Source organism: Azotobacter vinelandii CA, assembly GCF_000380335.1.
GTDB lineage: Bacteria > Pseudomonadota > Gammaproteobacteria > Pseudomonadales > Pseudomonadaceae > Azotobacter > Azotobacter vinelandii.
On the sequence record NC_021149.1, the window covers coordinates 4,634,818 to 4,653,376 of the forward strand.

16 protein-coding genes and 2 pseudogenes are annotated in these 18,559 nt (G+C 66.3%); 14 read left to right on the forward strand and 4 right to left on the reverse strand.

Translation table 11 applies throughout. From position 1 onward, the window contains the following. The first annotated feature begins 15 nt into the window (after window positions 1-15). A complete protein-coding gene (locus AVCA_RS20800) occupies window positions 16-420 on the forward strand; it encodes a YkgJ family cysteine cluster protein (RefSeq protein ID WP_012703045.1) in 405 nt (134 codons plus the stop codon). A 2-nt stretch (window positions 421-422) separates the two neighbouring features. Here the strand turns inward: AVCA_RS20800 and AVCA_RS20805 are convergent, their stop codons facing one another. Together AVCA_RS20805 and AVCA_RS20810 are read right to left on the reverse strand one after the other, a co-directional pair. After that, entirely contained in the window at window positions 423-734 is a 312-nt protein-coding gene (locus AVCA_RS20805) for a hypothetical protein (protein ID WP_012703046.1), read from the reverse strand. A 161-nt stretch (window positions 735-895) separates the two neighbouring features. Further along, a complete protein-coding gene (locus AVCA_RS20810; protein ID WP_012703047.1) occupies window positions 896-2,497 on the reverse strand; it encodes a choice-of-anchor I family protein in 1,602 nt (533 codons plus the stop codon). A 349-nt stretch (window positions 2,498-2,846) separates the two neighbouring features. Here AVCA_RS20810 and AVCA_RS20815 point away from each other — a divergent pair, with 349 nt between their 5' ends. The 10 genes and pseudogenes from AVCA_RS20815 to AVCA_RS20855 all read left to right on the forward strand — a co-directional run. Beyond that, window positions 2,847-3,164: a hypothetical protein gene (locus AVCA_RS20815; RefSeq protein WP_012703048.1), complete on the forward strand. Its 318-nt coding sequence runs from the start codon at window positions 2,847-2,849 to the stop codon at window positions 3,162-3,164. A gap of 565 nt (window positions 3,165-3,729) precedes the next feature. Next, window positions 3,730-4,569 (forward strand): MIP/aquaporin family protein, encoded by an 840-nt coding sequence (locus tag AVCA_RS20820; protein WP_012703049.1) that lies wholly within the window; start codon window positions 3,730-3,732, stop codon window positions 4,567-4,569. A 26-nt stretch (window positions 4,570-4,595) separates the two neighbouring features. Continuing rightward, window positions 4,596-6,113 carry a glycerol kinase GlpK gene (gene glpK / locus AVCA_RS20825; protein WP_012703050.1) on the forward strand — a complete coding sequence of 506 codons (1,518 nt, stop codon included), beginning with the start codon at window positions 4,596-4,598 and terminating at the stop codon, window positions 6,111-6,113. Between the two features lie 93 nt (window positions 6,114-6,206). Further along, entirely contained in the window at window positions 6,207-6,962 is a 756-nt protein-coding gene (locus AVCA_RS20830) for a DeoR/GlpR family DNA-binding transcription regulator (protein ID WP_012703051.1), read from the forward strand. 302 nt (window positions 6,963-7,264) lie between these two features. Then, window positions 7,265-8,797, forward strand: coding sequence for a glycerol-3-phosphate dehydrogenase (glpD, locus tag AVCA_RS20835; RefSeq protein ID WP_012703052.1), 1,533 nt, complete (start codon window positions 7,265-7,267; stop codon window positions 8,795-8,797). Between the two features lie 45 nt (window positions 8,798-8,842). After that, the gene (locus AVCA_RS20840) at window positions 8,843-9,340 is read left to right on the forward strand and encodes a pyruvate kinase (RefSeq protein ID WP_041807424.1); all 498 of its coding nucleotides are present in this window, start codon (window positions 8,843-8,845) and stop codon (window positions 9,338-9,340) included. Window positions 9,341-9,355: 15 nt separating this feature from the next. Next, entirely contained in the window at window positions 9,356-9,487 is a 132-nt protein-coding gene (locus AVCA_RS27090; protein ID WP_012700810.1) for a hypothetical protein, read from the forward strand. Further along, window positions 9,480-10,799: a phosphopyruvate hydratase gene (gene eno, locus AVCA_RS20845; RefSeq protein ID WP_012703053.1), complete on the forward strand. Its 1,320-nt coding sequence runs from the start codon at window positions 9,480-9,482 to the stop codon at window positions 10,797-10,799. Before AVCA_RS27090 ends, eno begins: the two co-directional genes overlap by 8 nt. A gap of 2 nt (window positions 10,800-10,801) precedes the next feature. Further along, window positions 10,802-11,557, forward strand: coding sequence for a triose-phosphate isomerase (gene tpiA / locus AVCA_RS20850; protein ID WP_012703054.1), 756 nt, complete (start codon window positions 10,802-10,804; stop codon window positions 11,555-11,557). An 82-nt stretch (window positions 11,558-11,639) separates the two neighbouring features. Next, window positions 11,640-12,854 (forward strand): annotated as a pseudogene (locus tag AVCA_RS20855) (aldehyde dehydrogenase family protein); the annotation flags it as partial. Between the two features lie 651 nt (window positions 12,855-13,505). On the opposite strand, the gene AVCA_RS20860 reads toward AVCA_RS20855, so the two are convergent. Beyond that, window positions 13,506-14,522, reverse strand: a complete 1,017-nt coding sequence (locus AVCA_RS20860; protein WP_012700000.1) for an IS110-like element ISAzvi2 family transposase — start codon at window positions 14,520-14,522, stop codon at window positions 13,506-13,508. 115 nt (window positions 14,523-14,637) lie between these two features. Between AVCA_RS20860 and AVCA_RS20865 the strand changes: the two genes are divergently transcribed. From AVCA_RS20865 to AVCA_RS20870, 3 genes and pseudogenes are all read left to right on the forward strand, one after another. Beyond that, a protein-coding gene (locus AVCA_RS20865; RefSeq protein ID WP_236616293.1) for an IS630 family transposase occupies window positions 14,638-15,533 on the forward strand; the annotation gives its coding sequence in 2 pieces (ribosomal slippage) (window positions 14,638-14,932 and window positions 14,932-15,533; 897 coding nt in all). 16 nt (window positions 15,534-15,549) lie between these two features. Continuing rightward, a pseudogene (locus AVCA_RS25560) lies at window positions 15,550-15,930 on the forward strand (carbohydrate porin); the annotation flags it as partial. A gap of 214 nt (window positions 15,931-16,144) precedes the next feature. Then, window positions 16,145-16,582, forward strand: a complete 438-nt coding sequence (locus AVCA_RS20870; RefSeq protein WP_012703056.1) for a cache domain-containing protein — start codon at window positions 16,145-16,147, stop codon at window positions 16,580-16,582. A gap of 260 nt (window positions 16,583-16,842) precedes the next feature. Here AVCA_RS20870 and ltrA read toward each other — a convergent pair whose 3' ends face one another. After that, window positions 16,843-18,210 (reverse strand): group II intron reverse transcriptase/maturase, encoded by a 1,368-nt coding sequence (ltrA, locus tag AVCA_RS20875; RefSeq protein ID WP_012703057.1) that lies wholly within the window; start codon window positions 18,208-18,210, stop codon window positions 16,843-16,845. Window positions 18,211-18,559: the final 349 nt, after the last annotated feature.

Below are 18,559 nucleotides of genomic sequence, written 5' to 3' on the forward strand. Positions count from 1 at the left end.
CACTGCCGCCCACCGATGAAGAAGCCGCCGATCCTCGCCGCCGCCGACCCCGAGCGCCTGGAAACCTGGGTCAAGTATCGCCAAAGCCTGTGCCAGGATTGTCGGGCCACCTGCTGCAGCCTGCCGGTGGAAGTACGTCTCTCCGACCTGATCCGCCTGGGCCTGGCCGACGCCTTCGAGCAGTACGAACCGGCCAAGCAGGTCGCCCGCCGGCTGATGAAGGCCGGCAGCGTCGAGCGCTTTAACCATAAGCGGGAAGTCTTCACCCTCGCCCGCCGCAGCAACGGCGACTGCCTCTATCTGGACCAGCGCAGCCGCCTGTGCACCTGCTACGCGCAGCGGCCGGACACCTGCCGCAACCACCCGACCATCGGCCCCAGGCCGGGCCATTGCGCCTGGCGGCCGAAGCAGCCGGGCTGATTTCAGAAGAAGAAGGCCGACCTGCCCGCGACGATGCCCTCCACGGGACCGGCATGGCTGCCGTCGAGCAGCCGATGATCCTGGCTCCAGGCCGGAAAGTCCCGCCCGCCGACGCTGTGGATGGCCTTGAACAGCGGGTCCGATGGCTCGTCGGCCGTGCTATCCGCCCAACGCGGCTCGCCGCCTGTCCCATACGAAGCTTGCGCAGGCGCTCCCTCGGGCGGCGCTTCGCAGCCCGGAGACAGCCGATCCCCGGCGACGGCCCGAATGGCCAGGACGGACGCCAGCACGACGACAAGCGTGAACGGTTTCATGAACGGCTCTCTGCATGAATTCGGACGGCAGCATGCGCAGACGAGATGACCGTACAATGACAACAAGATACCGGACGTTTACCGCAAATAATGGCATTTTGCCAATGAAACCATCCTGATATCGCGTATCCCGGACGGCCGGATGCCGTCCGGGCCCCGCTTCAGTGCCCGGCCACGGCCCGGCGCGGCTCGCGGTCGATGCGGAACAGCGTGGTGGTGCCGCTGACCTCGTTGCCCACCGCCAGCAGCGGCACGCCGGGAATCGGGCTGTCGGCGGCCTCGATCACCGTCAGCCCCTCCGGTCCCAGATCCCCGGCCGCGGGCGTGCCCGGCGCGGCCTGGAAGTCGCGGTGGTTGAGGTACTGTACGAAGGACGGCGCGTGCGGATCGCTGATGTCGTAGACCATCACCCCGCTGACCCGCTCCAGGCCGACGAAGGCATAGGTCTGCCCCCACAGGCGGGCCAGGGTCAGCCCCTCTGGCTCGGGTCCCTTGTCGTCGCTGCGGGTGTCGAAGCTGTTCTCGTTGTGGTTCGAGTTGAAGAACGCGGGATTGGCCTCGGCGCTGATCCGCTCGAAATCGGCGCCGCTGTCCCACACCTGCTGCAGATCCTGCGTCCAGATCGAGAAGGAGCGCCCGCCGAAGACATGGATGCGCTCGTAGCGCCCGGTCTGCGGATTCAGGCCGCTGGCCTTGGACACGTTCAGACGGCCCAGGTTGGCGTTCTGCTTGAGGCTTTCGGCGTCGGGAAAGCGTTCCGGGTCCAGCGGATAGGAAGAACTGCCGAGCCGCACCACCTCGCTGTAGCCGCCGTAGTCGCGGGAATCGCCCTCGTTGGCGGTCACCAGGTAGGTGCGCCCGCGATGTTCATAACGGGCGATGGCGTCCGGCTGGTACATGCCCAGCACCGGCCAGTTGCGGATGTCGATCTTGTCGTCGCGGTCGCTGGCGTCCAGCTCGTTGCCCGGCTTGCCGTGATCCTTGAAGCCCAGGCCGTGCAGCGCGCCGAAGGTGCCGCGGCGGATATCCAGCACGGCGACGGCATTGCCTTCCTGCAGGCTCACCCAGGCCGTCCGCGAATCCTGCGACACGGCGATGTACTCCGGCTCCAGGTCCTGGGCCACGTCGGCATGGGGCCCGAAGATGCGGATCGAGGAATCCAGTTCGGCGTCGTTGAAACGCCGGAAATCAGCGGTACGCACCTGATCCTGGGTCAGTTGGTCGATCTTGCGCGGCAGATCGATGATGCTCACCGAACCCTCGGGGTCGATCCCGTAGTCGTCGCTCGGCTCGCCCTCGTTGGCCACCAGCACGTGACGGCCGTCCGGGGTGAAGGTCAGCATGTCCGGCAGCGCGCCCACCTCGACCGCGGCCAGTACCTGACCGTCGCGATCGACGAACACCGCCTTGCCCGGGTCGGTCTTGGTGCGCGCCTCCACCGCCGCCGCGATCAGATCGCCATGCACCGCCACGCTGTTCACCGCCGAACCGTAGGCCGACAAATCGATGCTGAACAGCAGCGCCGGCGTCGCCGGGTCGTGGATGTCCAGCACGTCCACCCGACCGCTGGCGGCATTGACCACGAACAGGCGCTGGCTGGACGGATCGTGAGCGACGATCTCGGCCGCCGCCTGATCGAACAGCCCGCTGTGGAAACTGCCCAGCGGCAACAACTTGAGGCTGAACGGCGGCTGGCCCCCGGCGAGCGCCGGTCCGACCAGCCCGACCGCCAGCAGCGCGGCGGCAAGCGTTTTCGACTTCATGTACTGCTCCCTGTATGGACGGAAGCCGCAGCATGGGGCGGGGAAGTTGCCGGCGCATGACAGGCGACGGGCGGCGGCCAGGACGCCCCGGGGGCCGCATCCGGCCAACTTCCCACAGCCTCCGCTCGTCATACCGCGTGTGAATCTTCGACGACAACGGTAGCGATGCCTTAAAAGTAGGCCATAATATTTCGTGAAAATTTCGTGAAAAAATGAAGACCTTTTCATCCATACTGCACGGTAGTGCCTTGCCATACGGCTATTCCGGCAGCCGGGACGGTGGAGTCCCCACCCGAAAACCGCCCGACCTGCCGGGAGCCATGACCTCGCGCGAGGCTGGAGCAAGAAAATGGACGACAAGAACGACCTGGCTGCCCTGCTGACCGACCACCAAGCCCCCCGGACCAGGCGAGGCGCGACGGCGGAACTGGCGGCGGAGGTTTATCAACTCTACCGGCTCACCAATCTGGTCGATCGGCTGGAGGAAACCTTCGGTCCGACACTCCTGACCCGGGAGGAACTCCTGCCGTGGCTGGCCGAGCAGATCGAGCGAATCCGCACCTCCGGCATCACGGACTGCGACCTCGCGAGCGATCTGATCGACGAGGCCTACCAGGCAAGGCTGAAGATCGGCAGCGCGCGCTTTTTCGAGCGCTATTTTCGGTGACGGGAACCTCGCCCTTTCCCAGCAACGATTCGCGTCCCCTACGCAACGGACGAGGGAACCACTGATCTCGGCCGCGGACTCAGCGGTGCCGCCTCGGGGAGAAGGCGAGGCTCGCGCCAATGCAGCGGAACGTCCGTATCGAGCAGCAATACGCCATCCACATCCGGATGCAGTACCGCGCAATCGGTGGGCGACCGCATCCGCCATTCCGTGAGGCGCCTCGAAAGACATCCGATCGCGGGTCTTGACCTTTGCCGGAAACGTTCACGCTCTGCTTCCCCTGGCTCTCGATTCGAATGCCCATCGGAGCGCCGCCGCGGCGGTGGGATAGCGGTCAGCGGATCATGCCGCTACCACGGCTGAAGGCATGAGCGCGGATCTCCTGCGCCTATTCCGGAAACCTCGCTCCACAGGCTCTGACCTTCGGTCACTCCTCCCACCTTTATCCAGTCTTAATCCCAAGTGCTTTCCAAGTTGACACCGTTCATTTGCGCATATAGATTTTCGAAATCGAAAACAAAGACCGCAAAATCTGATAACAACTACAAAAACGAAGGAAGTCCCCATGCACGACATGCGCTCCCCCTCGCTCCTCGGCCAATGCCTGGCCGAATTCATCGGAACCGCCCTGCTCATCTTCTTCGGTACCGGCTGCGTCGCCGCCCTGGTGGTCGGTGGCGCGAGCCTCGGGCTGTGGGAGATCAGCCTGATCTGGGGTCTGGCCGTCAGCCTGGCGATCTACGTCAGCGCCGGCGTTTCCGGTGCCCATCTCAATCCGGCGGTGAGTATCGCCCTGTGCCTGTTCGCCGGTTTCGATCGCCGCAAGTTGCCCGCCTATATCCTGGCCCAGGTCGCGGGCGCCTTCTGTGCCGCGGCACTGGTCTACGGGCTGTATTCGAACCTGTTTTTCGATTACGAACAAAGCCATCAAATCGTACGCGGCAGCCCGGACAGTCTCGCGCTGGCCTCGGTGTTCTCCACTTACCCCAATCCCCTGCTTTCGGTCGGCCAGGCCTTTGCCGTGGAAACGGTCATCACCGCCATCCTGATGGCCGTGATCATGGCCCTGGCCGACGACGGCAACGGCCTGCCGCGCGGTCCCCTGGCCCCTCTGCTGATCGGCCTGCTGGTGGCGGTCATCGGCGGCTCGATGGGCCCCCTGACCGGCTTCGCCATGAATCCGGCCCGCGATCTCGGCCCCAGGTTGATGGCTTTCCTGGCCGGATGGGGCGATATCGCCCTGACCGGCGGACGCGAAGTACCCTATTTCCTCGTCCCCCTGAGCGCGCCACTGCTCGGCGCCTGCCTGGGCGCGGCGGGTTACCGCGGGCTGATCGCCCGCCACCTGCCCGGCCGCGCCGGACCGGAAGACACCGCCTCGCCGGCCTGCAAGGCCCGAGTCTGATCCCTCCACTCCAGAAGGCCACCGTCATGACCCAGACCAACAACAAGCACTACATCGTCGCCCTGGACCAAGGCACCACCAGTTCCCGGGCCATCGTGCTCGACCGCGACGCCAACGTCGTCAGCGTGGCTCAGCACGAGTTCACCCAGATCTATCCGCAATCGGGCTGGGTCGAGCACGATCCCATGGAGATCTGGGCCACGCAGAGCGCCACCCTGGTGGAGGCCCTGGCCCAGGCCGGCATCGACCACCGGCAGGTGGCCGCCATCGGCATCACCAACCAGCGCGAAACCACGGTGATCTGGGACAAACAGAGCGGCCGGCCGATCCACAACGCCATCGTCTGGCAATGCCGACGCAGTGCCGCGATCTGCGAGGAACTCAAACGCGACAGCCTGGAGGAACATGTCAGGGAACGTACCGGCCTGGTCATCGATCCCTATTTCTCCGCAACCAAAATCAAATGGGTCCTCGACCACGTCGAGGGCAGCCGCGAGCGTGCGCGGCGCGGCGAATTGCTGTTCGGCACCGTCGACTCCTGGCTGATCTGGAAGATGACCCAGGGCCGGGTGCACGTCACCGACTTCACCAACGCCGCGCGCACCATGCTCTTCGACATCCACGCGCTGGACTGGGATGCGCGCCTGCTCGAGGCCCTCGACATCCCGCGCGAGATGCTGCCGCAGGTGAGGTCGTCCTCCGAGGTCTACGGCCATGCCTGCATCGCCGGCGGCGACGAGGACGACGGCATCCCGATCGCCGGCATCGCCGGGGACCAGCAGGCCGCGCTCTTCGGCCACATGTGCGTGGAGCCCGGCCAGGGCAAGAACACCTACGGCACCGGCTGCTTCCTGCTGATGAACACTGGCGCCAAGGCCGTGCGCTCGGGCCACGGGCTGCTCACCACCATCGCCTGCGGGCCGCGCGGGGAGGTCGCCTACGCGCTGGAAGGGGCGATCTTCAATGCCGGCTCCACGGTGCAGTGGCTGCGCGACGAGCTCAAGCTGATCGACGATTCGTTCGATTCCGAATATTTCGCCACCAAGGTCCAGGACAGCAACGGCGTCTACCTGGTACCGGCCTTCACCGGCCTGGGCGCACCCTACTGGGACCCCTACGCGCGCGGCGCGGTGTTCGGCCTGACCCGCGGCGTGAAGGCCGACCACCTGATCCGCGCCGCGCTCGAATCCATCGCCTACCAGACCTGCGACGTGCTCGACGCCATGCAGCGGGACGCCGGCGAGCGCCTCAAGGCGTTGCGCGTGGATGGCGGCGCGGTGAGCAACAACTTCCTCATGCAGTTCCAGGCCGATCTGCTCGGCACGCCAGTCGAGCGTCCGGCGGTGAAGGAAGTCACCGCGCTCGGCGCCGCTTACCTGGCAGGCCTGGCCACCGGATTCTGGAGCGGCCTCGACGAACTGCGCGACAAGGCGCGGATCGAGCGGGTGTTCGAGCCGGCCTGCTCCGAAGAGAAACGCCGCTCGCTGAGTGCCGGCTGGAAGAAGGCGGTGCTGCGCAGCCAGCGCTGGGCCGAGGACGACTAGCTCACCGCCGTAGCGGACGGGGGGCGTCCGGGCTGCGGCGGTTGGCCCGGGCACCCGCTAGGGTATACTGCGGGCGCAAACAAGGAATGCCGCATGAGCCTAGCGCCCCGCCAACAGAACATCCTCGACCTAGTCCGCGAACGCGGCTACGTCAGCATCGAAGAACTGGCCCACTCCTTCACTGTCACGCCGCAGACCATCCGCCGAGACATCAACCAGCTCGCCGAACAGGGGCTGCTGCGCCGCTATCACGGCGGGGCCGCCTACGACTCCAGCGTGGAGAACACCGCCTACGCCATGCGTGCCGGCCAGATGCACGACGAGAAACGGCGCATCGCCGAAGCCATCGCCGCGGTCGTGCCGGATCACGCCTCGCTGTTCATCAACATCGGCACCACCACCCAGGCGATCGCCCGCGCCCTGCTCGGCCATCAGGCGCTGAAGGTGATCACCAACGACCTGCACGTGGCCGGCATTCTCAGCACCAAGGAGAGCTTCGAGGTCCTGGTCGCCGGCGGCAAGGTGCGCAACGATGGCGGCATCGTCGGCCAGGCCACGGTGGATTTCATCCAGCAATTCAAGGTCGACTACGCCCTGGTCGGCATCAGCGGCATCGACGAGGACGGCAGCCTGCTGGATTTCGACTTCCGCGAAGTGCGCGTCTCCCGGGCCATCCTCGACAACGCGCGCCAGGTGTTCCTTGCCGCCGACTCGAGCAAGTTCGGGCGCAACGCGATGGTCCGCCTCGGCGCCATCACCCAGGTCGACCGCGTTTTCACCGACGCCCAGCCGGCTTCGCGGCTGGTCCAACTGCTGGCCGAGCACAAGGTCAGGCTGGAAGTCGTCTGAACGCACCAGCCTCCGCCCGGGCAACGGGCACCTCCTTCGCCCCTCTCTTCTCGCCGGCGCGCAGGCGCTGAACCATCGCACCTGACGCACTACCTTCCGTAGGCCGTCGCCCTGCCGGCCCCGCCTGCTGCCTCTCTCGTCTCAGCACGTCCAGGCTCCCCCTTCCTACCCGGTCGCCTCGTCATTCGGCTGCCACAATAAAGTTCGAAAACATTCACACACAGGAGTAGCAATGTTCGATTTATTGCCATAGTATTTTCGAAAACGAAAATTCATTTTTCGCTTCAGCAAAGGTAATTCGCATGAGCCCTTCCAATTCCTCCAATGCCGAACTCTACGATATCGCCGTGATCGGCGGTGGTATCAACGGCGCAGGCATCGCCGCCGATGCTGCCGGTCGCGGTCTTTCGGTGTTTCTCTGCGAGCAGGACGATCTCGCCCGACACACTTCCTCCGCCAGCAGCAAGCTGATCCATGGCGGCCTGCGCTACCTCGAACATTACGAATTCCGCCTGGTCCGCGAGGCACTGGCCGAACGCGAAGTCCTGCTGGCCAAGGCCCCGCACATCGTCAAGCCGCTGCGCTTCGTCCTGCCGCACCGGCCACACCTGCGCCCGGCCTGGATGATCCGTGCCGGCCTGTTCCTCTACGATCACCTGGGCAAGCGCAAGAAGCTGCCGGGCTCGCGTGGGTTGCGCTTCGGCGCCCGTAGCCCGCTCAAGGCGGAGATCCGCCGCGGCTTCGAATACTCCGACTGCTGGGTCGACGACGCCCGCCTGGTCGTACTCAACGCCATGGCCGCCCGCGAGCATGGCGCCCAGGTGCATACCCGTACCCGCTGCCTCTCCGCCAGCCGCCAACGGGATCACTGGCACCTGCAACTGGAGCGCGCCGACGGCAGCGCCTTCTCGATCCGCGCCAAAGCACTGGTGAACGCGGCCGGCCCCTGGGTGGCGCGCTTCATCGAAACCGGCCTGCAGCAGAAGGCCCCCTACGGTATCCGCCTGATCCAGGGCAGCCACCTGATCGTGCCGCGGCTGTACGAGGGCGAGCATGCGTACATTCTGCAGAACGAGGACCGCCGCATCGTCTTCGCCATCCCCTATCTGGAGCGCTTCACCCTGATCGGCACGACCGACCGCGAGTACCGGGACGACCCGGCGCAGGTACGGATCAGCGAGGAGGAAACCGACTACCTGCTCGCGGTGGTCAACCGACACTTCAAGTACCAACTGAGCCGGGACAGCATCCTGCACAGCTATTCAGGGGTGCGTCCGCTGTGCAACGACGAATCGGCCGACCCTTCGGCGGTGACCCGCGATTACACCCTGGCGCTGTCGGGCATCCCGGGCGAGCCGCCGCTACTGTCGGTGTTCGGCGGCAAGCTCACCACCTATCGCAAACTGGCCGAGGCGGCCCTGGAGCAACTGGCGCCTTTCTTCCCGCAGATGAAAGCGCGCTGGACCGCCGAAAAGCCGCTGCCGGGCGGCGAGCAAATGAGCGACAGCCGAACCCTGGCCGACCAGTTGCGCCAACGTCATGCCTGGCTCGCTCCGGAACTCGCCCGGCGCTGGGCCACCACCTACGGCAGCCGAGCCTGGCGCCTGCTGGAAAACGTCAACGGCCCCGCCGATCTCGGCGAACACTTCGGCGCCACCCTGCATGCCCACGAGGTGGACTACCTGTGCGCGCAGGAGTGGGCGCGGGAAGCCGAGGACATCCTCTGGCGGCGCAGCAAGCTCGGCCTGTTCCTGAGCCTGGAAGAGCAGGAGCGGCTGCGCGCCTATTTGGATGCCACAACCCGACATCTCGAAGCCCATGTCCTGGCCTCCTGAGGCTTTTACGGGGAACACCGACAATCCCAAAGAGGATGCAGACCAATGCAGCGCAGAACCAAGATCGTCGCCACCCTCGGCTCGGCCACCGAAACCCCCGAAGCCATCGAAGGCCTGGTCAAGGCCGGGGTCGATGTGGTGCGCCTGAACTTCTCCCACGGCAAGGCCGAGGAACACCAGGCCCGCGCCACCCTGGTCCGCGAAATGGCCGCCAAGGAAGGGGTCAAGGCGATCGTCTGCCTGACCGAGAGCGGCGACACCCCGCGGCTGATGTCGCGGATCCGCTCGCACCTGCCGATCTACGCCTTCTCCCGGCATCCGCGCACGCAGAGCCGGGTGGCGCTGTTCCGCGGGGTGCACCCGATCCCCTTCGAGGCCGATCGGATCGCCGAGGCCGAGCTGAACGCCCGGGCGGTCAAGGAGCTGCTGCAGCGCCGCCTGGTGGCCGAGGGCGACCGGGTGCTGATCACCAAGGGCGCCGGCCATGCCCAGGGCGGCACCGACACCCTGCGCATCGTGCGCGTGGGCGACGTCATCCATTGAGCGGAGGGGGCTTCGATGCAACCGAGCGAACCTCAGGACTGGCCGCGCGACTTCGACATCCGCGCCTCGCATGCCGAACAACAGGAGCTGCTCGCCGCGGGCGAGGCCGTTCCGACCCCTGCACAGGACCCGACACACGATGAGTAAGCCGAGTACTTCGATCCAGCACGTCGCCGCCCGCGAGATCCTCGATTCGCGCGGCAACCCCACCGTCGAGGCGGTGGTCACCCTGGCCGGCGGCGCCACGGGGGTGGCCAGCGTGCCCTCCGGGGCCTCCACCGGCAGCCGCGAGGCCCTCGAATTGCGCGACGGCGCGCTGCGCTATAAAGGCAAGGGCGTGATGAAGGCGGTGGACAACGTCAACGGCGCGATCCGCGAGCGGGTGGTCGGCCTCGACGCGCTCGACCAGCGCGCGGTCGACCAGGCCATGCTCGAACTGGACGGCACCGACAACAAGGCGATCCTCGGCGCCAACGCCATCCTCGCCGTGTCCCTGGCTACCGCCAGGGCCGCCGCCGCGGCCCGCGGCCTGCCGCTCTACGCGCACCTGGCCGAGCTGTACGGCAGCCCCGGCGAGTACAGCCTGCCGGTGCCGATGATGAACATCCTCAACGGCGGCGAGCATGCCGACAACAACGTCGACCTCCAGGAGTTCATGATCCAGCCGGTCGGCGCGGCCAGCTTCAAGGAAGCGCTGCGCATCGGCGCCGAGGTGTTCCACACCCTCAAGCAGGTGCTTGCCGAGCGTGGGCTGAGCACCGCGGTGGGCGACGAGGGCGGCTTCGCGCCGTCCCTGTCCTCCAACGAGGAAGCGCTGGTGGTGATCCAGGCGGCGGTCGAGCGCGCCGGCTACGTGCTGGGCCAGGACATCACCCTGGCGCTGGACTGCGCGGCCTCGGAGTTCTACCACGACGGGCAGTACCGGCTGGCGGGCGAGGGCAAGACCTTCGACTCCCGGGGCTTCGCCGACTACCTGGCGGGCCTGTGCGAGCGCTACCCGATCGTCTCGATCGAGGACGGCCTGGACGAGAGCGACTGGGCGGGCTGGGCCTACCTGACCGAAAAACTCGGGCAGAAGGTGCAACTGGTCGGCGACGACCTGTTCGTGACCAACCCGAAGATCCTCCGGGAAGGCATCGAGCAGGGCATCGGCAACTCGATCCTGATCAAGTTCAACCAGATCGGCAGCCTGAGCGAGACCCTGGAGGCGATCCGCCTGGCGCAGCAGGCCGGCTACACGGCGGTGATCTCGCACCGTTCGGGGGAGACCGAGGACACCACCATCGCCGACCTGGCGGTGGCGACCCGCGCCGGGCAGATCAAGACCGGCTCGCTGTGCCGCTCGGACCGGGTGGGCAAGTACAACCAGTTGCTGCGCATCGAGGAGGCCTTGAAGGGCAAGGCGCCCTATGACGCCTCGGCGCTGCTGAAGCGGCGCTGCTGCGGAGGGAAGGCATGAACATGAAGCGCAAACAGGTCATCGGCAACTGGAAGATGAACGGCGACCTGGCCGCCAACCGGCGCCTGCTGGACGAACTGCTGCCGTCGCTGGCGGCGCTCGACGGCGTCGAACTGGCGGTCTGTCCGCCCTTCCCCTACCTGGCGCAGGTCGCCGCCCTGCTGGAGGGCTCCGGCGTGGCGCTGGGCGCGCAGAACCTCAACGTGGCGGCGAAGGGCGCCTTCACCGGCGAAGTCAGCGCCGGCATGCTCGGGGAGCTGGGCTGCCGCTACGTGCTGGTCGGCCATTCCGAGCGGCGCAGCCTGTACGGCGAGTGCGACGAGACGGTGGCGGAGAAGTTCGCCGTGGCGCTCAGGGCCGGCCTGGTGCCGGTGCTGTGCGTCGGCGAGACCCTGGCGCAGCGCCGCCAGGGGCGTACCGAGGCGCTGGTGTCCGCGCAGTTGCAGGCGGTCCTGCGCCGCTCGGGCATCGAGGGCCTCGCCGCCGGGGTGATCGCCTACGAGCCGGTGTGGGCCATCGGCAACGGCGAGACCGCCAGCCCCGAGCAGGCCCAGGCGGTGCACCGGCATATCCGCGACCTGCTGGCCCAGCACGACCCCGCGCGGGGCGTGGCCACGCCGATCCTCTACGGCGGCAGCGTCAAGGCCGACAACGCCGCCGCGCTGTTCGCCCAGCCGGACATCGACGGCGGGCTGATCGGCGGCGCCTCGCTGGAGGCGGCCGCGTTCGCCGCGATCTGCCAGGCCGCCGCACGCTAGCCACCTCCCTCTCCCCCGCGGGGGAGAGGGGAGCGATCCGCGTGGGCCGTCGAGCCGCCATCCAACAAGAGAGACAGGAACCATGAGCACCGAGAGCCGTCTGCACACCCTTTTCCCCGCCGCCGCCGATATCCCCGAGCAATACCGCCCGGGCGCGCCCCTCGAACAGCGCGACTACCTGGTCGACGGTGAACTGCGCCGCTGGGACGGCCCGCTGGCCGCCGTGCGCAGTCCCATCCACCTGAAGACCGCCAAGGGCGACGAGCAGGTCGTCCTCGGCAGCACCCCGCTGCTCGACGCCGGCGCCGCGCTAAGCGCGCTGGACGCCGCGGTCAGGGCCTACGACAACGGCCAGGGCCTGTGGCCGAGCCTGCCGGTGGCCGGGCGCATCCAGCACGTCGAGACCTTCCTGGCGCGTATGCGCGAGCAGCGCGAGGCGGTGGTCAAACTGCTGATGTGGGAGATCGGCAAGAACCTCAAGGACGCCGAGAAGGAATTCGACCGCACCTGCGACTACATCGTCGACACCATCCACGAACTCAAGGAACTCGACCGCCGCTCCAGCCGCTTCGAGCTGGAGCAGGGCACCCTCGGCCAGATCCGCCGCGTGCCGCTGGGCGTGGCGCTGTGCATGGGCCCCTACAACTACCCGCTGAACGAGACCTTCACCACCCTGATCCCGGCGCTGATCATGGGCAACACCGTGGTGTTCAAGCCGGCCAAGTTCGGCGTGCTGTTGATCCGCCCGCTGCTGGAAGCCTTCCGCGACAGCTTCCCGGCCGGGGTGATCAACGTCATCTACGGGCGCGGCCGCGAGACCGTCAGCGCGCTGATGGAAAGCGGCAAGGTGGACGTGTTCGCCTTCATCGGCACCAACAAGGGCGCCAGCGACCTGAAGAAGCTGCACCCGCGTCCGCACCGCCTGCGCGCCGCGCTCGGCCTGGACGCCAAGAACCCCGGCATCGTGCTGCCCGAGGTGGACCTGGACAACGCGGTCGGCGAGGCGATCACCGGCGCGCTGTCGTTCAACGGCCAGCGCTGCACGGCACTGAAGATCCTCTTCGTCCACGAACAGGTAGTCGACGCCTTCCTCGAGAAATTCAACCAGAAGCTCGCCGCGCTCAAGCCGGGCATGCCCTGGGAGCCGGGGGTGGCGCTGACCCCGCTGCCGGAGCCGGGCAAGACCAACTTCCTCGCCACCCTGGTGGCCGACGCCCGGGCCAAGGGCGCGAAGGTGGTCAACCCCGGCGGTGGCGAGGTGCGCGACCACCTAGGGCCTGTTAACACTACTCTCCGCGAGCCGCGTTGCTGCGGCAAATGGCGCCAGGCGAGGCGCGGGACGCAGGGAATGGCATTCCCTTGCCAAGTCCCGCAACGACGCATGGCGCCATTTGCCGCGCAACCCGCAGGGACGGGCCCGTTTTTGCGCGGAGCGTCGTTACTCGTCGTTCGTTTGGAATGACCAAACTTCTCTCCTCGCGCCTAACCCCGCGCAAAAACAGGCTCCGTCGCGGCCGCGCGGAGTAGTGTTAACAGGCCCTAGAGCATTTTTAGAAAATACGAATTCGACATACAGGGGTTGCTCTTCCTGGTCATTTCGGTTCTCCTCTCCCGCTCGGACAAGGAGACCAGAATGGCTCGGGCATACAGTGCATATATGGACTCCCCCCGGTTTGCCAGTGATTTGCCCTGCCGACGAACGTAGGTACGACTGCTTGCGTATATCCGGCTTCCGATGAGGCATTGGCTGCCCCGAGCCATGATGAAAATCCGCTCATGTGTGCCTGATTGATCTAGCGGCCTTGCTTGCAGGGGGCCGACGCACTGTGCAGGCTTTACACATGCCGGTTCGACCGGTTCGTCATCGCTGCATGTCACTGTGCAATCGGGGTGGATCTACTGGTTACTGCTCAACATTTTGCAGGCTGTGCAGCCTGCGATTTTATTTTCAGCCAGGTTGATAGCAATCTCCCCGACTGAGGATCGCCCAGACGATCCGGGCATTCTTGTTCGCCAAAGCGACCGTGGCGATGTTCGGGTTGCGTCGACACAGCAAGCGCTGGAGCCACTGGCTGCGTCGATCCGCCTTGTCCTGGCAGTGCCTGAGCACCGCTCGGGCTCCGTGAACCAGCAGCGTGCGCAAGTAAGTATCGCCTCGCTTGTTGATCGGGCCCAGCTGCTCCTTGCCGCCGCTGGAGTGTTGGCGAGGAACCAACCCCAGCCAGGCAGCGAACTGCCGGGCGCTGCGGAACTGGCGAGCATCGCCCACGGCCGACACCAGGGCGGTGGCCGTGATCGGACCGATGCCCTCGACCAGCATCAGGCGTTCCACCCGCTCGTCCTCGCGAGCCTGGCGCTGGATCGTTTCGTCGAGACGAGACAAGCGCGCTTCATGCTCGACCAATTCGCCTTGCAACTCCACCAGTAACCCGCGCATCTGGCCCGGCAGGCCGTTCTCGGCATCCGCCAAGGCCGCCTGTGCCAGTCGGCGGGTAGCCGCCACGCCGTGCCGGCTCTCGACCAGGCCAAACTCGCCCAGCAACCCGCGAATCTCGTTGACCAGCGCCGTCCGCGCCCGGATCAGGCGGCTCCTGATCCGGTGCAGGGCCTGGCCGGCCTGCTGCTCGGCGCTCTTCACCTCGACGTAACGCATGTTCGGTCGACTGGCCGCCTCGCAGATCGCTTCGGCGTCATTGGCGTCGTTCTTGCCGCTCTTGACGTAGGGTTTGACGAACTGCGGTGCGATCAGTCGCACCTCATGTCCCTGGACTCTCAGCTCGCGCGCCCAGTAATGGGAGCTGCCGCAGGCCTCCATCGCCACCGTGCAGGGTTCGAGTTGACGAAAGAAGTCCAGCATTTGCGAGCGTTTGAGCTGTTTGCGACAGACCGCCTGCTCGTGGCTGTCGACGCCATGAATCTGGAACACCTGCTTTGCCAAATCGACGCCTATCCGCTTGAGTTTCATGGGGACGCTCTCCTCTGGTGACTGCTGTTTCCAGCAACTTCAGTCTGGTGCATTGACGCCGTAGGAGGGGGGAGTCCATTTCATTGACCTTCGCCGGCGCGTCGTCGACGCGGCCATGGGTGGGCTATCGGCTCGGCAGGCCGCCGAGCGATTCGACGTCGGGACGGCAACAGCGATCGTCTGGGTACGGCGCTTCCGGGAAGGCGGGGAACTCGTCGCCCGCCGACAGGGTAAGCCCCGGGGCTTGCGGCTCGATCCCCATGCGGACTACCTGCTCGGCCTGCTCGAGCAGACCCCCGACCTGACGCTGGCCGAACTCGCCGCGACCCTCGAACGGGAGCGTGGCGTCCGTGTCAGCCTGGCGACGGTGTGGACGTTTCTCGACCGGCACGCCATGACGTTCAAAAAAAGACCGCGCATGCAGCCGAGCAGCAACGGCCGGACGTCCAGGCAGCCCGACAGGGATGGATCGAGGAGCAGTCCGGTTTCGATTGGCGCAAGCTGATCTTCGTCGACGAAACCGCCGCTTCGACGAACCTGGCCCGCCTGCGAGGCTGGGCCCCTCGCGGCGAGCGCTGCCGGGCCGCGATCCCCCACGGCCACTGGAAAACCACGACCTTTACCGCCGGCCTGCGGCTGGATGGCCTGAGCGCGCCGCTGGTGCTCGACGGCGCCATGAACGGCCCGGTCTTCCTGGCCTATGTCGGGCAGGTTCTGGTACCCGAGCTGACGCCCGGCGATATCGTGGTGATGGACAACCTGCCGGCCCACAAGGTGGCGGGGGTACGCCAGGCCATCGAAGGCGCAGGAGCCACACTGCGCTACTTGCCACCCTATAGCCCCGACCTGAACCTGATCGAGATGGCCTTCTCCAAGCTCAAGGCACTGCTGAGAAAGGCGGCGGCGCGGACCGTGCCGCAGCTGTGGCAGAGCATTGGCGAGGCGATTGCGCAGTTCTCGGCGCAGGACTGCAGGCACTACTTCGAGGCAGCCGGATATGAATCGGGATAAGGTAAAAATGCTCTAGCGGTTCGGCGGCCAGTTCGGCATCGTCTACCAGAAGGACATCCGCCCGGACGGCGACGACCAGCGCTGGCTGTCCATCGGCGTACGGCCGGTCTACGCCTTCAGCGAGCAGTTCAAGCTGATCGCCGAGCTGGGCCGCGACCAGATCAAGGCCCCCGGCGGTACCCGCAAGCTGACCAAGTTCACCATCGCCCCCACCTGGTCGCCGTCGGGGCCGGGCTTCTGGACGCGCCCGGAGATCCGCTTCTACTACACCTACGCGGCCTGGAACGAGGCGGCCCAGCGCGCGGCGACCGCTATGGCTCCCGACTCCGCGCTGTCCGCCAGCGGTCCCTTCGGCTCCGATCGCAACGGCGCCAACTTCGGCGTGCAGATCGAACACTGTGGAAATAGCGTTATAGAACGGTCCTGGAAAACCTGCTCCCCCCGGTTCAGTCGATCAGGTGCCATGCCAGAACCCCGCCGTCAGGTTAAGCACGACCATGGTCGCAGTTTATCGGCCTCATCCGGCTGGCTTAGGATCGAGCCGGGACCGCCGATCGGCGGCCCGAAGACCATGAAATAACAAGAACAAGAACAAGAGGCGTAAGACATTCATGCGCAAGACCCTGCTGGTAATGCTGTGCACTGCGGGTATCCACCTGACCGCTCAAGCCGGCGAGTTCGGCACCGCCGAGGAAGCCAAGGCCATGCTCGAAAAGGCCGTGACGGCGGTCGAAGCCGACAAGGCCTCCGCCCTGGAGAAGTTCACCAAGGGCGAGGACGGCTTCAAGGATCGCGACCTCTATCCCTACTGCGGTGGCCCGGACGGCGCCTTCACCGCGCATCCCACGCTGGTCGGCAAGAGCCTGAAGGAATTGAAGGACAAGGAAGGCAAGGCCCTGGGCGAGGAAATCTACGCCAAGGCCCAGCCCGGCACGATCAGCGAAGTGTCCTACATGTGGCCGCGTCCGGGCAGCGATACGCCGGTCGAGAAGGTCACCTTCGTGACCAAGGCCGCCGACCAGGTGTGCGTGGTCGGCTATTACAAGTAAGGCCCCTCGCCCAGCCCCGGCCTTCGCAGGCGCGTAGCTGAAGCGACAATTGCCGTGCGCCAGCCCACTTCGGCGCACGGCAACCCGAGTCCCTCCGCCTTTCCCTCCGAAAACCGCTCCGGCCGAACCTCTCGCATCCGAACGGACGCAGGCTGGGCATTGCGAACGCCAGGATCGGCATAGGGGGCTGCCGTCAAGGCAGCGCCCCTGCCACACCACCCGGCATGCGGGTCCGCACCGGGCGGTTCGAGAGGTTGAGGTCAGGCGAGTCGGGGTAGGCCCAGCCGGTCGAACCACGCCAGGTTGAGCACGCTGTTCAGGAGCTTGCCGCTGTTGCGCCACCATCGGCGGCTGTTGGCCGCGATCCGTTGCGCCACCTCGTGGCTGGCCCCCAGGGCGCGCAGTTCCCGAAACAGGGTCTTGCCGCGTTTCCACTGTTTGAGCTGGACGGCACGCAACCGATGCCGCAGCCATTCGCCCAGCGAACGCCAGACTCTCGGTGTCTGCGACAGTCCGAAGTAAGCCTTCCAGCCCAGCACATACGGACGCAGCTCCTGCACGACTTGCGCCATGCTGCGCCCACCGCTGCGCCGCGTCAGTTGCCTGATCCGCTGCTTGAACGTCGCCAACGGCTTGGCCGCCACTTTGCGCTTGACCTGTCCCTTCGGCGCTGCCCAGAAGGCATACCCCAGGAACTTGCGGCCGAACGCACTGGCCACCGCGCTCTTGGCTTCGTTGACCCTCAGCTTGAGCCGGCCGTACAGCTTGCGCAGCAGATTCATCACCCGCTCGCCCGCCCGCCGACTGCGTACGTACACGTTGCAGTCATCGGCGTAGCGCACGAAGCAATGGCCCCGCCGCTCCAGCGCCCGGTCCACCTCGTCGAGCAGGACGTTGGCCAACAGCGGCGACAGCGGCCCGCCTTGCGGCGTCCCCTGGTCCCGCTCGATGACCACCCCGCCATCCATGATCCCCGCGCTCAGGTACGCACGAATCAGCCGGATGACTCCCGCGTCGTCGATGCGTTTGCGTAGGCGGTCGATCAGAATGTCGTGGTTGACCCGGTCGAAGAATTTCTCCAGGTCCACGTCCACCACTATCCGCCGGCCCGACTGCACGAACGATTGCGCGGCCAACACCGCGTCATGCGCCCGTCTTCCGGGCCTGAACCCGTAGCTGTGCTCACTGAAGCTCGGATCAAGCAGCAGTTGCAGCACTTGCAACAACGCCTGCTGGATCAGTCTATCCGTCACCGTCGGAATACCCAATTCTCGTTGGCTCCCATCCGGCTTCGGAATCATCACCCGCCGTACCGGACTGGGCCGGTACGTCCCCCGCAGCAATTGCTCCCGGATCGCAGGCCACTCGGTCACCAGCTTGCGCGCCGTCTGGTCGATGTCCAGACCGTCCACGCCCGCCGATCCCCGGTTGGCTCGCACCCGCTTGAACGCTTGCCGCAGGTTCTCTCGCGTCAGCGCCGCTTCCAGCAGCGCCGACCCTGTGCCTTCCATCTCATGTCGCGGGCCTTCGGCTTCACCACGGGATACCTTGGCCGGGGCTTCACCCTGGCCTGCGGCATGCCGCCCCGCGCACGCGGGCTTCTGGTGCATGGCCTCCGACATCGACATCGTTTCCAACACTTCCTCTCGTTCGGTCCTTCACCGGTTCGCATCTGGCCTCTGCGGCCCCGCTACTGCGGCTACTACGACCTCTGCTGACTTCTCGCTCCGGCTCGACACCGTCGCCCTTTCAGGCATGAGGCGAGATCTCCCCAGGTAAGAACGCACTCCTTCACCGCACAACCGCCGCATCTACGCCGCCTCGCCTTGGTCACAAGAGCTTCGCGGTTACTGGCCCGCTTGCCCTGCTCGGCAGCGCCTTCTATGCGGTTCTTGTTCATCGGCTCACGATTTACGCTCCGCGCTTCCTCCCCACGCTCGGTCGCCCTCACGCAGTTGCGCTTCGCTTCATTCGCTG

Excerpts from the sequence above, each read along its gene's own strand:
- AVCA_RS20800 (WP_012703045.1), top strand. The coding sequence starts at position 16 with ATGAAGAAGCCGCCGATCCTCGCCGCCGCCGACCCCGAGCGCCTGGAA.
- AVCA_RS20805 (WP_012703046.1), bottom strand. The coding sequence starts at position 734 with ATGAAACCGTTCACGCTTGTCGTCGTGCTGGCGTCCGTCCTGGCCATT.
- AVCA_RS20810 (WP_012703047.1), bottom strand. The coding sequence starts at position 2,497 with ATGAAGTCGAAAACGCTTGCCGCCGCGCTGCTGGCGGTCGGGCTGGTC.
- AVCA_RS20815 (WP_012703048.1), top strand. The coding sequence starts at position 2,847 with ATGGACGACAAGAACGACCTGGCTGCCCTGCTGACCGACCACCAAGCC.
- AVCA_RS20820 (WP_012703049.1), top strand. The coding sequence starts at position 3,730 with ATGCACGACATGCGCTCCCCCTCGCTCCTCGGCCAATGCCTGGCCGAA.
- glpK (WP_012703050.1), top strand. The coding sequence starts at position 4,596 with ATGACCCAGACCAACAACAAGCACTACATCGTCGCCCTGGACCAAGGC.
- AVCA_RS20830 (WP_012703051.1), top strand. The coding sequence starts at position 6,207 with ATGAGCCTAGCGCCCCGCCAACAGAACATCCTCGACCTAGTCCGCGAA.
- glpD (WP_012703052.1), top strand. The coding sequence starts at position 7,265 with ATGAGCCCTTCCAATTCCTCCAATGCCGAACTCTACGATATCGCCGTG.
- AVCA_RS20840 (WP_041807424.1), top strand. The coding sequence starts at position 8,843 with ATGCAGCGCAGAACCAAGATCGTCGCCACCCTCGGCTCGGCCACCGAA.
- AVCA_RS27090 (WP_012700810.1), top strand. The coding sequence starts at position 9,356 with ATGCAACCGAGCGAACCTCAGGACTGGCCGCGCGACTTCGACATCCGC.
- eno (WP_012703053.1), top strand. The coding sequence starts at position 9,480 with ATGAGTAAGCCGAGTACTTCGATCCAGCACGTCGCCGCCCGCGAGATC.
- tpiA (WP_012703054.1), top strand. The coding sequence starts at position 10,802 with ATGAAGCGCAAACAGGTCATCGGCAACTGGAAGATGAACGGCGACCTG.
- AVCA_RS20860 (WP_012700000.1), bottom strand. The coding sequence starts at position 14,522 with ATGAAACTCAAGCGGATAGGCGTCGATTTGGCAAAGCAGGTGTTCCAG.
- AVCA_RS20870 (WP_012703056.1), top strand. The coding sequence starts at position 16,145 with ATGCGCAAGACCCTGCTGGTAATGCTGTGCACTGCGGGTATCCACCTG.
- ltrA (WP_012703057.1), bottom strand. The coding sequence starts at position 18,210 with ATGTCGATGTCGGAGGCCATGCACCAGAAGCCCGCGTGCGCGGGGCGG.